The sequence below is a fragment of the Pseudomonas sp. TH31 genome, from assembly GCF_016650815.1.
Taxonomy (GTDB): Bacteria; Pseudomonadota; Gammaproteobacteria; order Pseudomonadales; family Pseudomonadaceae; genus Aquipseudomonas.
This window is the reverse complement of sequence record NZ_JAEKEZ010000001.1, coordinates 175,440-188,030: the sequence shown is the minus strand read 5'-3', so window position 1 is coordinate 188,030 and position 12,591 is coordinate 175,440. Positions and strand designations below refer to the sequence as shown.

Below are 12,591 nucleotides of genomic sequence, written 5' to 3'. Positions count from 1 at the left end.
TTCTCTCTACTGATTTGCACCTCATCTCTAGCCCAGCGGCTTGTCGATCTCGGCGTAACTGCCCAGTGCACCACTGAAGTCAGCATGATAATGCTCTGAGCCGAGTGCCTGAAGAACCCCTGCCTTGTCGAGCTTGCCAAGGACTTTTTCGTTGGCTTCACACAACTTCACGACGATGCTGCGTTTGCGCAACTGCTCAATAACTTCGAGCAGCGTTTGCAAGCCCGTGATATCCATGAACGGCACCCGCTTCAGGCGAATAATCAACGTCCCGGGATCGGTGTGCGTTTGAGCCAAAACGCGCTCAAAGGTTTCTGCTGCGCCAAAGAAGAGAGGCCCCTCAATGGTGTAAACCAAAACACCAGGTGGAAGATGTACATGCCCATTCATGCGCAACTCTGCCTCCAGCTCTTTTTCGACCATTAGCTGCACCTCCACAGATGAAGCCATCCGACGCATAAATTGCAGCATGGCGAGGATGACCCCGATATTCACTGCAATCACCAGATCGCTGAAAACAGTCAGGCTGAAGGTGATTAAAAGGATCGCAACGTCCGCTTTTGGGGCTCGTGTGACCATGCGTTTGAAGTGCTTCAGTTCGCTCATGTTGTAAGCGACCACAAATAATATCGCAGCCAACGCGCACAGCGGGATATCCGAAGCCAGAGGTGCCAGGAAGAGGATCAATAAAATCAACGTGACAGCATGCGCAAAACCGGCAATGGGGCTGTTGCCACCATTTCGGATGTTGGTCGCTGTTCGAGCGATCGCGCCTGTCGCAGCAAAGCCACCAAACAGAGGAGTGACCAGGTTGGCAATGCCTTGTCCGATTAACTCCTGATTGGAGTCATGTTTGGTGCCGGCCATCCCGTCGGCGACAACCGCAGACAACAGCGACTCGATCGCCCCCAGCATCGCGATCGCGAACGCAGGACCAATCAATTCAATGATCTGCGGCAGCGTTATTTCAGGAAGGCCCATTTTGGGCAATCCTTGTGGAATCCCCCCGAATGCACTCCCGATCGTTGCCACGCCATCGAACTGAAAACAGGAATGCAACGCCGTCACAACGACCATGGCAATCAGAGGACCGGGAACACGCCTTACGCCTGGTACTTTAGGCGCGAGTATCACCAACAGCAGGCTCAGGAGGGCTAGCAGGGTCGTGGGCACATGGAGGCCAGGCAGCGCCTGGATGAGGTGCCAAAGCCGCTCATGGAAATGGTCGCCACTGATTTTCGGCAAACCCAAAAAGTCTTTCCACTGCCCGACCCAAATGATCACACCGATACCGGCGGTGAACCCGACGATCACGGGATCGGGAATGAACTTGATAAGTGCGCCAAGCTTGGTGATGCCGAGCAGTAACAATATTGCGCCCGCCATCATTGTCGCGATCTGCAAGCCATCAACGCCGTACTTGGCCGTTACGCTGGCCAGAATGACGATGAACGCCCCGGTAGGGCCGGCGATCTGTAGTCGACTCCCGCCGAACAGCGAAACCAATAGACCACCCACAATCGCCGTGTAGATCCCTTGCTCCGGCTTGACGCCCGATGCGATGGCAAATGCCATGGCCAAGGGTAGCGCCACCACCCCGACGATGACCCCTGAGACGATATTTCGAAGCCAATGCTCGGGCCCTAACAAGCCTGCTTTCCAAGCTTCTCGTATCGCAATCATGACTAGCCTCGCGTTGGTAGCATGTGCATACTATTCACACGTAGTGATAATAGCAAAGCAATTGGCCTAGCCTCGTACGACACCAGCGGCACTGTAGATACGGTGTCAAGAGCGCATAAACATATGCCCGGAGCCCTCGAATGAAACGCGAAGACGTCAAAACCAAACACGGTGAAGGCATGCACTTCGACACGCATGTGATAGCCAACCCGGCCAATACGCAGGAGTGGATCATTCTTTTCAAAAAGGAAGCAGGCAGGAGCTATTTCCTGGTCAATGACAACGAAGAAATTGAGTCATTTGGACGCCTCGATGAACTGATCCATGAGCTTCGAGAGCTGGGTATCAAGTCCGCCGAAGTTCATTTCTGATGGTTCCACTCAGGGCGTTTGATCATGTCAATAAAGGTTGCGTAGTTGTCCGGCCAGAGCGAAGCGCTTTGGTCTGTTAGTTTCGGCAGCCGCAACATCCAATTTCGTACTGACCAGGGGGTAAAGGACCATGCCGCCACACTCAAAGAAAGAATCGACACGCTCCATCCCTTCCCACGAACTCACCACACCTCTCACAGCCAGGACCACCGATCAATGCTGATCCGGGGTATTTCCCTCCAATAGACAGGCTCGACGTTTGGCTAACAGGAACAGAACACCAAGCCTGCTCCCCTTTCGCTCCCCGCTATTTTGATTACCACGTTCACTTGAGCCACGCCCATAACTTCAGCGTCTTGACGCTGGGGACATTCGAGCGCGCAAAAAAATGGCCACACGAGGTGGCCTAAGACGGGTTCAAGCATAGGAGGATCTCTATTGACCACCAGATACAGGCCCGCCCTGAAGTCTTAGGGTCAATAGAGAGGGTCCGCTGGCTGACAAACCCCTTCATCAGCAGCGTTCAGCCGGCAATTTGTCCCTGGTCTCTGGGTCAGGACCTCGTTGCCTTGCATTATAATAGTGTTAACATACGATTATAATCAACGTCTAATTAGGGGATCGCATGACTACCGACTTCAAGAAGGCTGCACTGGATTACCACGAATTCCCGACCCCTGGGAAAATCAGCATCGCGCTGACCAAGCCTGCCGACACAGCCGCCCAACTCGCACTGGCCTACAGCCCAGGCGTAGCGGAGCCCGTACGCGAAATTGCGAAGAATCCAGAGAATGCCTACCGCTTCACCGGTAAAGGAAATCTGGTGGCCGTGATCACCAACGGCACGGCCATTCTGGGCCTCGGCAATCTAGGTCCCTTGGCCAGCAAGCCGGTCATGGAAGGCAAAGCATTGCTGTTCAAGCGTTTTGCCGGTATCGATTCGATCGATATCGAAGTCAATGCCGAGAGCTCCCAGGCCTTTATCGATACAGTCGTGCGCATTGCCGACACCTTTGGCGGCATCAACCTGGAAGACATCAAAGCGCCTGAGTGCTTTGAAATCGAAGAAGCACTGATCGAACAGTGCAGCATCCCGGTCTTCCATGACGACCAACACGGTACTGCCATCGTCACTGCCGCCGGCATGCTCAATGCACTGGAGATTCAGGGCAAAACCCTGGGGAGTGCGAGAATTGTTTGCCTCGGCGCCGGTGCTGCCGCCACTGCCTGCATGCGCCTGCTGCTTAGTCTCGGCGCTCAAAAAAGCAACCTATACATGGTCGATCGTGTCGGTGTTATCCACTCCGCTCGGGAAGGCCTCAATCAATACAAGGCACAGTTCGTTAACGACGGTGGCCCTCGTACGCTGATGGAAGCCATGACCGGTGCTGACGTGTTTGTCGGCCTGTCTGGAGCCAATCTCCTCCCGGCAGAAGCACTGGCAGCGATGGCACCTAACCCGATCGTGTTTGCCTGCTCGAACCCGGACCCTGAAATCAGCTACGAGCTGGCCATGGCCACACGTGATGACCTGATCATGGCGACCGGTCGCTCTGATTACCCGAACCAGGTCAATAACGTTCTGGGCTTTCCATTCATCTTCCGCGGGACGCTGGATGTTCGCGCAACCCGGATCAACGAAGCGATGAAAATTGCCGCGGTGGAAGCACTGCGCCAATTGGCCAAAGAGCCGACACCGGTGCAAGTGCTGCAAGCGTTCAACGTCGATAAGCTTGAGTTTGGCCGCGATTACATTCTCCCCAAAGCGCTCGATGCTCGCCTGCTCGGAGCAATAGCCGGTGCAGTGGCCAAGGCCGCTATCGACACCGGCGTTGCGAAGCTGCATTACCCGGCGCACTACCCGCTTTAAGCTGACGTCAATCACGCAGATGTGCCGCAGCTGCACGACCTTTTTCACGGTTGGCAGCTGTCGCACCTGGGGTTATCCAGCCGCTGCACCTCCTGAATATCGACAGTCCGCCATTTTGCAAAATTACCCGCTTTTGGCCGATCGCCAAGTGAAGCTTTCGCGATCCCCGTCTACTCCCCCGGCAGGTAATCAGCACGCAGGTTTGCCATCCCAGGCAGTCCTGAGCACCGATCAGAAGAAACGGCAGCCATCGGATTCAACACTCAACGAGCAGACCCGTCTAAATCGCGAGGACCTGGTGATATCAGATATACATAATCGGTTGGCTTTTTTGCTCCTCATAGGCTTGAGGCAAGGGTGAATAAATGCCGATCAAATATGTCAGGAGCCTCACCGGGCGAAGACGTACCACCACCGCAAACCGACATCTTGGCTTTGCCTTGGCCTTCGTCGCGGGAGCAATCAACGCTGGCGGTTTCCTGGCGGTGCATCAGTACACCTCACACATGACGGGCATCGTCTCTGCGATGGCAGACAACAGTGTGCTGGGAGCCTACGACCTGGTGCTGAGTGGCACCGGCGCATTGTTGTCTTTTCTGGTTGGGGCTGCGTGCTCTGCGGTCATGGTCAATTACTCCCGACGCAGACGGATGCACAGTGAGTTTGCAGTGCCACTTTTGGTCGAAGCCTTTCTGCTTATCTGCTTTGGCTTTCTGGGCGCTCAACTATCCACCGTGGATGGCTTGTTCGTGTCAGTCACCGTGATGCTCCTGTGCTTCATCATGGGGCTACAAAACGCGGTGATCACCAAAATTTCCAAAGCCGAAATCCGAACGACTCACATCACCGGCATCATCACGGACATCGGAATTGAGTTGGGAAAACTCTTTTACTGGAATGCCGCCAGCACATCGACACAGCCAAAAGTTCTCGCCAATCGGACCCGGCTCAAAATACTGATACTGCTGGCGCTGAATTTCTTCTTCGGCGGCGTGATGGGGGCATTTGGGTTCAAGCACATTGGTTACATCTCAACGGTACCGCTCGCGATGGTGCTGGTGACGCTGGCAATCGTGCCTGCCTTTGACGACGTCAGGCTTTTTGTCCGCCGCGTCATGCGAAAGTGAGCCAATGACTTTTGCTGAGCGCGCCTGCCGCATAACATTAACATTGTATGTTAATGTTATGCGCATATTCGGTGGAGCAGTGACAGCACGCTTGATCCGGTAGCTCGCCCCGTAACAGCAGCATCCTCGAGTAGTTCTGTGCGGCGCGAGATCTGACACCCGTCTCAGGACGCCCGTCATTTGATCCGCGATGACCTGCGCAGTCACGGCGCGGAGGATGAAACACAGCACGCTGGCGCGGCGAAAGCCGTCAGACAGTCAATGCCTATCAGCAGACTCGTGACATCAGTCTCAATGACCCAATCAATACAGCAGGCTGACAAAGCTCTGTTAAGGAAGAGACCATGAGCAGAACAATCGCAATCATCAAGGGCGACGGCATCGGCCCCGAGATCATGCAAGCGACGCTACGCGTACTCGACGCCCTTGACTGCAATCTTCGCTACGACTTCGTTGAGGCCGGCCTGGAGGCATTGCAGCAACATGGACAGCTGATGCCACCTGCCTCTATCGATACGATCGCCAAACATGGCATTGCACTTAAAGGCCCTCTGACGACACCGATTGGCCGTGGGTTCTCATCGATCAACGTTCACCTTCGCCGCCATTTCGATCTCTACGCCAATGTCCGACCAGCGATCAGTTTCCCAGGGACCCGTTCGCGCTTCGAAGATATCGACATCATCACGGTGCGGGAAAATACCGAGGGGGCTTACTTACCCGAAGGACAAAGTATTTCAGAGGACGGCGAAGTCGCTTTGGCGAGCATTCGCGTAACACGCACCGCCTCCGAACGCATTGTGCGATACGCCTTCGAGCTGGCTCGTAGCAAAGGCCGCAAGAAAGTTACCGCGGTGCACAAGGCCAATATCATCAAGTCTTGCTCCGGTTTGTTTCTTGAGGTTGCGCGTGAGGTCGCTGCGGACTATCCGGAAATCGAATTCCACGAAATGATCGTCGATAACGCCTGTATGCAACTGGTCATGAATCCTCATCAATTCGATGTCATTGTCACCACCAACCTGTTTGGTGACATCCTTTCAGACTTGTGCGCAGGCCTGGTGGGTGGATTGGGCCTGGCGCCCGGGTCTAACATCGGCGCCGAGGCGGCCATCTTCGAAGCGGTCCACGGTTCGGCACCGGACATCGCGGGCAAGAACATCGCGAACCCCTGCGCATTGTTGCTGGCTGCCGCGGACATGCTTGATTATCTGGGCATGGTGGACAAAGGGACACGCATTCGTACCGCTATCCGCGTTGTTCTGAAAACCGCCTGCGATCAGGTGACACCGGATATGGGCGGAACCGGAACGACCGAGTCCTTCGCTGACGCCTTGGTGGCCTACATGCGTGACTAGATAGACGTCATCGCCAGCTCAGTCAGAGCTGGCGTTTTATATCCTGCGCCGCACCTATCGACCTTCTTTGATTGAAGAGAAATCAGAATGCCCTAGCGGGGGTAGATCTTTACCCATCAGCACCGACTCCAGGCAAAAACGCCCGGGAATCACTGGCGCCCCTGTGTAACAGGAAGACTGGCCACCCGATTAAAAAATCTCCTGGTGTTCCTCTGATTGGTCTGGCCAGGGAGTCAAGACCTCGAAGCCATCATTAGTGACCAGGACCATATGTTCCCACTGGGCCGAGAGCGAAAGGTCCTTGGTGATCACCGTCCAGCCATCACCAAGCGTTCTTACCTCGTGCTTGCCAGCATTGAGCATTGGCTCAATGGTGAAAATCATTCCCGGTTTCAGATTCAGACCTTCACCGGGGTTCCCATAATGAAGGACCTGCGGCTCATCGTGGTAAACCATGCCGATGCCATGTCCGCAGTATTCGCGCACAACGCTGTAGCCCTCACGGTGCGCCACAGTTTGAATGGCATGCCCGACATCACCGAGCGTGGCACCAGGGCCTACTGCATAAATGCCGGCACACATTGCCTCATAGGTGGTGTCCACTATCCGGCGAGCCTCAGCGCTTGGCTCACCCACAAAGTACATGCGACTTGTGTCAGCGAACCAACCATCCTTGAGAACTGCGATGTCGATATTGATGATATCGCCATCCCGAAGCTTTTTATCCGACGGAATTCCGTGGCACACCACATGATTGACAGAGGTGTACGAGGTTTTAGGGAAACCGTGATATCCGACATTGGCTGGAATGGCCTTCTGCACGTTGACTATGTAGTCATGGCACAGCGTATCAAGCTCATCGGTAGAAACACCTGGCCTGACATGAGGCGCGATCATGCTCAAAACCTCCGCAGCCAGTTTACCAGCAGCCCGTGACAGGGCAATTTCCGCTGGCTTTTTAGCGGGCACTTTCACCCTCATTATGCGACTCCAGATACTGAATGAACGAGCATTCACTTGTCGAATAGATCCGACATAAGTTCAAAGATGTTTACTTATAACTCGCCGACTCATGCATCACACTCAAACAGGAAATCTTATTATTTTTGTTATGTTTCAATCTTTATACTAAAACAAGGGCAACACATTTAATTACTTACTGTAATTTCCGCCACCGGTTGCAGACACTGCATACGGGTATATATGCGGAGCTTCTATACGCTCTTTCAGCTTTGCCGCGTAGTCCTTTGCGCCCTGCTCATTGCGGAACTGAATTCGCCGGGTACCTATACACACGGACCATAGATCTTCACTCTGACTAGACAGATGCTCGACCCTGACAGACATGACGACACTCCAAGGAAAAAGAATTCAAAAATGAATTTCAGCCACCTTGATGCCGATTTCACGTAGTTCATGAATCAAATCATCAAGGTGTCGGAAGGGTTCAATTTCTTCGTTGTCATTGACCAGGAAAAAGCTTCTTCCTGCTTCCTTTTTAAAGAAGGCGATCCACTCCTGGGTGTTGGCCGGATTGGCAATCAAATGGGTGTCAAACTGAATGCCTTCAGCGTGTTTGATTTTTACGTCCTCACGTTTCATGCAGCTCTCCAAGCGCTCACATCTTTCTGTTCTCATGCGTGATTTTGCCTCCCTGCAATTGAGCAAAAGACGTCGCTCCTGCCTGAGGCAAAGTCGAGCAGATTGCCTTTCTATTATCACTGCATGATAATATTATGCACATATGAGCCTCCGGAGGCTAGTCATCAGCAGAACCACGAACCTCCTGAGGTACGCCAGCCTGAGCAGACCAGCCCAATGCTTTGTCTTTGAAGGCACACCGCCTTGCGGATGAGCTTCAAACGATAGAAGGCCCTGACGGCCAGGCCGAGAACAAAACCGAACCAAAAAAAGCTCTCACGATCAGCTCCACGTCTTGAAGGTAATTGTCTGTACGGGTCCAAAATGACTTACTTGACCGTGATGATTACACCTTGAAGAGCACATATGGCGTCATGCTCAAAGGTATGAAATGAGTCCCTCGCCGCAGCGGATCTCCTTTGCTTTTGATTTAACGCATACGGTTTCTGAATTTTAAGGACGAAAGTCATCATGCGAAAAACAGGAATTAAGATGTGTGTCCCGCTCAATGCTCCGACACTGGAGCCAGGGCAGCGATTGTTGGTTTGCCTTGAACAATGCGTCGTCGTCCAGCAGCGCGAAACGAGAATCTATCAGGTTGTGTTTGACTGTAAATCACCTAAAACCACACGGATTTTTTGGGCAGAAGACGAGTGGATTTTCATCGGCAGGCACAAGCAAAACGCTGAAAAAGATCCTTCACTGGCTGAATTTGTATCAACACTTAAAACGGGGTAAAGGACGTCCTGCATAGTTTTAAAAAATACTTTTAGCGTATGGCACTAACTGTTTCAAGCTGCTTAACGCGGCCTACTTGTCTGAGTCGGATTTTAAATACTCTCCCCAATCAAGCCCAAAGACATTGATCACCCACAGCGGAACTCCCATGGAGCACCCGTAACTTGTGTGAACAATACGAACCCCACTTTTCGAGTTCCATTACCGCCCCGCGCCTCTTGCAAGAGACTCCAGGTCTTTATCGCGGCCACTTAGAGGCAGTCAGTCCGCAAGCGGGAAAAAGCTGCCCGCCGGCCGTCGAGGGGCGGCATCGGGAAGCCCACTTTGCGCGAACTCTTGTATCTGCCATGTCATGTCTTCGTCACATCCACCCGGCACAATGCGATCAGCCAAAGGGATTTGGCTCCATCTACAGAAAGCCCGGCCCAGCGCCGGCTTTTTCGTCTCTTTCATTGCCTCTCGCGCCTTCGTCCCCTCGCCTCCTGCTACGCTTTCACTTAGCGCCCCCTAAGCAGCCCACGTCACTGTTGGGTCGCCAAGGAGCCTAAAATGAAATGCGTATTTCTTACGATCGCTGCCCTCCTCTCTTGCTCATCTGCAATGGCCTCACCTCCAGATGGAGAAACACTTTTTCAAGATAACTGCAGTGTCTGCCACGGGCCTCGGGGTATGGGAGGATCGGCGCCCAAGCTGGCCGGAGATGCCAGTGAATGGAAATCGAAAGTATTTGAGAGAGCCGTGTTGAGCGGTATCGACGACCACGGAAAGCCTCTAAAGGCGCCAATGCCGCATTGGGCTAACGCCAGCCTCAAAGCTGACAACGGTGCAAAGCCAAGCAAACTTGAAATTGATGCCATTCAGAAATACCTGCATCAGCAAAAATAGTGCGCTAGCTCGACCCGATGCCTTGATCTCCGGCGACATACGTCTCAGAAAGCACTCAAAGACCAAAGCGCAGATTGAGCAGACAAAAGGATTTTCACCCCCTGCCCCTCGCTATTTTTTCATGCGTAAACGCTCGACCTGCAAATCGCCCTTGTCAGAATATGCCAGGAGCAATACTGTGTATGCATACAGCATAAGCAAGGAGCGCAAAGTGCATCTGTCCTCAAACGAGGCATCTAAACCCAGAAATTCCTATGAGCTTGTTGGTCGGCGAATACAGCAGCTTATTGCGACCCCTGCGGTCCAGGAGAAACAAGCAGTCGTCGTATCCAGGCGAAAGGACGAAAGCCCTGAGGCGTGGCAACAGGTGATGCGAGACATTGAAGAAGTGAACGGTGCAAGCATTGAGCACCTTTGTGACGGCGCCGTCAGAATCGGCTGGCAGAAATACTGCGACTGAATTAGCCGATGCCTGACATTCATCTCAAGCCAGCACAACACCGGCCCAGCAGCGAAAGCCGCGCCACTCTTTAGTGACACAAGAACAGGCAGCGATGAACCGGCCTCAACGGTTCAGAGGGTTGGCAACTGACCCGGGCGTGCAGTGTAAAATGCCAAGAACAGTTATCCAGCGGGAGAACAAGCCGAGAGGCCCGCGGCTGGAAGAACAATTTGAGATAGACCAGTGAATGACGCCAGCAGCGGATCACGGCGGAAAGTTTCACTGTGCACCGGGTGACGGATACATCGGGAAAACAACCGAGGAATGACGATGACACCGGAACAGAAAGTGAAATTCCTGATCCTGGCGCTTGATGCGCGCTGGCAGCAAAAGGAAGCGCCGGATGCCACCGCGCATTGGTCGGAATTCCGGGAGGCCACCCCTGCGCACGAAGACAACCTGATGCCGCAAACCCAGGTCGTCGCCAGTAGCGGACCCGGGATTTCACAGATTAGCGTTGGTGTCAGTGCTTAGCGGAAAAATGACCGAAGAGAAACGCAAAAGGAAAGTCAGCGCGGATTAGTCGTCTCTTTCATCACGATCACGACCGTGATTGCGATCATACCCCTGATCATTGTCACGACGATCATATCTGCGGTCATGCCCTCGATCATCGTCATCGCCTCGGTCATATCCACGACCATGATCGTAACCCCGATCTCGACCGTACCTTTCTCCGTCGTCCCAGTGAGGCCCGCAGCCTCCCAACAGGAGAGAGCCTGAAATGGCCATGAACATTATTACTGCACGCTTCATTTGAACGTCCTAAAAGTAAAGGTCGGCGATATGACCGTGAGTCAGCTCAATGATTCATTGGCGAGATACAACGAGCCAAAAGCCAAATCCAATGCTGAGCACCTTCTCCTCCCCCGCATGCACTCCCCTCCGCGCCCAACGGCAACCAGCGGAACCGATGAGTGCAAATCTCATGACAAGGATGACAATCATGACTGTAGATATCAGTAACTTCGACATCGCTACCCCACTACCGACGTCAGCCACCAACCCGGTGGCGCTTGAGTTGAACGGCAACAAGGCTCTGGAAGTGTGCCCTACCGTAATCATCCGGCTGGCAGATGGATCTATTCAGCTCACAGCACCCACCAAGGGAGCATCAAGCAAGAGTACACATCGAACGCGCTGCGAATGGAAAGAGTCGAATTACTGGACTCTGCCTAGTGCTGCCGACCATTGGAACCAGCAAGAGATGACACTGGTGAAGGTCAACGGTGCGCAAAAGGTCGTGGTTTCACAGATGCACGTCCAGGGCGATGTGGATCCGGCAATCAAGGTGTTTTGGGAGAAGGGCTCGCTCACTTATGCGTTTCGAAAGGACTACAACGGTGCCGACCCAACGCCTAAATTTCTGCTTGGCAACGTTGCGTTAGCTGCGAAGTTTCAGGTGAGCATCCATGGCACATCTGCTGGCGTCGTTGTCGTGAGTGCCAGCGTCGGCGGCAAGTCCGCATCCTCCCCAACCCTGCAACTCGGCAGCTCCTGGATGTCCAAATCTTTCGATTTCCATGGCGGTATTTACAACCAAATTGACTACACGGATGCCACCCCGCCAAGCGATGGCTCGATTTGCGTCGTCAGCCAGCTATCCGTGAATCACGTCTAATCTGTGCTCCGGCTATTTGCTGGCGGCCCAACTTATTAGCCGGCCGCTGGCTCGCCTTGCTTCATCCTTCCCCTGCAGTTCATACCGACCAAATCCGCATGCACTCCCCTGCGCGCCCAACGGCGAACAGCGGAACGGATGAGTGCAGCCGCGTTTTGTTGGTTCTCGCATCAAACGGAGATTGCCAAGCCTCGCTCCTACAGGGATTGATGTCGTGCACATGTTTGGCGAACGACACAAAACCTGTAGGAGCGAGGCTTGCCCGCGAAGGCGTCACCACAACTTATGGAGTTCTGCCTGAAACCACCGGCGTTATCACGTACTTATTATGGCCCAGGGGTTTGTTTTAGCTGGCCGACTTAATGGTGGAGCCAAGGTTTTGATATCGGTGAAGAGCAACTGACACAGGGCACTCCAGCAAAGAACAAACCACGCCAAAGGCATCGATGGACACCCCGGCGCCCATCATCCTCAGAACGATATCGGCCAGCACGGCGCAACTATCGACGGTCAATTCCAACCGCCCCCTAATACTTTGTCCAAGTTCACCCGGTTGCTCTGTTCTGCCAAACACCGGGTAATCAGCTCCTGCTGCGCGCTGTACAACCAACGCTGGGCATCCAAGGCTTCGAGACAGCTTTGCGAACCGCCGCGATAGAGCTCGTCCGCCAGTTCGAAGCTTGATTCGGAAAGCGAGCTCTGTCCTTGGCGCGAATACCGCGATGCCCCATACGCGTTCGATGAGGGTTGCCACCACAAGGTCAATATTTTTCAACTCCGCCAGAGACGTCGCGA

At 53.6% G+C, this 12,591-nt stretch carries 13 protein-coding genes and 1 pseudogene; 9 read left to right on the top strand and 5 right to left on the bottom strand.

Annotated elements, in window-relative coordinates:
* Positions 1-27 precede the first annotated feature (27 nt).
* Positions 28-1,683 (bottom strand): SulP family inorganic anion transporter, encoded by a 1,656-nt coding sequence (locus JFV26_RS00880; protein ID WP_201188881.1) that lies wholly within the window; start codon positions 1,681-1,683, stop codon positions 28-30.
* A 140-nt stretch (positions 1,684-1,823) separates the two neighbouring features.
* On the opposite strand from JFV26_RS00880, the gene JFV26_RS00875 reads away from it, so the two are divergent.
* From JFV26_RS00875 to JFV26_RS00860, 4 genes are all read left to right on the top strand, one after another.
* A complete protein-coding gene (locus tag JFV26_RS00875) occupies positions 1,824-2,054 on the top strand; it encodes a hypothetical protein (protein WP_201188877.1) in 231 nt (76 codons plus the stop codon).
* 625 nt (positions 2,055-2,679) lie between these two features.
* Complete coding sequence (locus JFV26_RS00870; RefSeq protein ID WP_201188876.1) at positions 2,680-3,924, top strand: malic enzyme-like NAD(P)-binding protein; 1,245 nt, start codon at positions 2,680-2,682, stop codon at positions 3,922-3,924.
* A gap of 365 nt (positions 3,925-4,289) precedes the next feature.
* Positions 4,290-5,051: a DUF1275 family protein gene (locus JFV26_RS00865; RefSeq protein WP_201188874.1), complete on the top strand. Its 762-nt coding sequence runs from the start codon at positions 4,290-4,292 to the stop codon at positions 5,049-5,051.
* Positions 5,052-5,395: 344 nt separating this feature from the next.
* A complete protein-coding gene (locus JFV26_RS00860) occupies positions 5,396-6,409 on the top strand; it encodes an isocitrate dehydrogenase (RefSeq protein ID WP_201188873.1) in 1,014 nt (337 codons plus the stop codon).
* A gap of 189 nt (positions 6,410-6,598) precedes the next feature.
* On the opposite strand, the gene map is transcribed toward JFV26_RS00860, so the two are convergent.
* Together map and JFV26_RS00850 are read right to left on the bottom strand one after the other, a co-directional pair.
* On the bottom strand, positions 6,599-7,390 hold the full coding sequence (map, locus tag JFV26_RS00855) for a type I methionyl aminopeptidase (RefSeq protein ID WP_201188871.1): 792 nt from the start codon (positions 7,388-7,390) through the stop codon (positions 6,599-6,601).
* Positions 7,391-7,780: 390 nt separating this feature from the next.
* Positions 7,781-8,011 (bottom strand): hypothetical protein, encoded by a 231-nt coding sequence (locus JFV26_RS00850; protein WP_045060682.1) that lies wholly within the window; start codon positions 8,009-8,011, stop codon positions 7,781-7,783.
* A 531-nt stretch (positions 8,012-8,542) separates the two neighbouring features.
* Between JFV26_RS00850 and JFV26_RS00845 the strand changes: the two genes are divergently transcribed.
* The 4 genes from JFV26_RS00845 (at position 8,543) to JFV26_RS00830 (ending at position 10,649) form a co-directional block, all read left to right on the top strand.
* A complete protein-coding gene (locus tag JFV26_RS00845; protein ID WP_201188870.1) occupies positions 8,543-8,788 on the top strand; it encodes a hypothetical protein in 246 nt (81 codons plus the stop codon).
* 549 nt (positions 8,789-9,337) lie between these two features.
* Entirely contained in the window at positions 9,338-9,673 is a 336-nt protein-coding gene (locus JFV26_RS00840) for a c-type cytochrome (protein ID WP_201188869.1), read from the top strand.
* A 178-nt stretch (positions 9,674-9,851) separates the two neighbouring features.
* Positions 9,852-10,133, top strand: a complete 282-nt coding sequence (locus JFV26_RS00835; protein ID WP_446739886.1) for a DUF1654 domain-containing protein — start codon at positions 9,852-9,854, stop codon at positions 10,131-10,133.
* Between the two features lie 312 nt (positions 10,134-10,445).
* Entirely contained in the window at positions 10,446-10,649 is a 204-nt protein-coding gene (locus JFV26_RS00830) for a hypothetical protein (RefSeq protein WP_201188867.1), read from the top strand.
* A 35-nt stretch (positions 10,650-10,684) separates the two neighbouring features.
* Here JFV26_RS00830 and JFV26_RS34065 read toward each other — a convergent pair whose 3' ends face one another.
* Complete coding sequence (locus JFV26_RS34065) at positions 10,685-10,819, bottom strand: hypothetical protein (protein ID WP_274610312.1); 135 nt, start codon at positions 10,817-10,819, stop codon at positions 10,685-10,687.
* A gap of 302 nt (positions 10,820-11,121) precedes the next feature.
* Here JFV26_RS34065 and JFV26_RS00825 point away from each other — a divergent pair, with 302 nt between their 5' ends.
* The gene (locus JFV26_RS00825) at positions 11,122-11,796 is read left to right on the top strand and encodes a polysaccharide lyase family 7 protein (protein WP_201188865.1); all 675 of its coding nucleotides are present in this window, start codon (positions 11,122-11,124) and stop codon (positions 11,794-11,796) included.
* Positions 11,797-12,306: 510 nt separating this feature from the next.
* On the opposite strand, the pseudogene JFV26_RS00820 reads toward JFV26_RS00825, so the two are convergent.
* Positions 12,307-12,480, bottom strand: a pseudogene (locus JFV26_RS00820) (transporter); the annotation flags it as partial.
* Positions 12,481-12,591 lie beyond the last annotated feature (111 nt).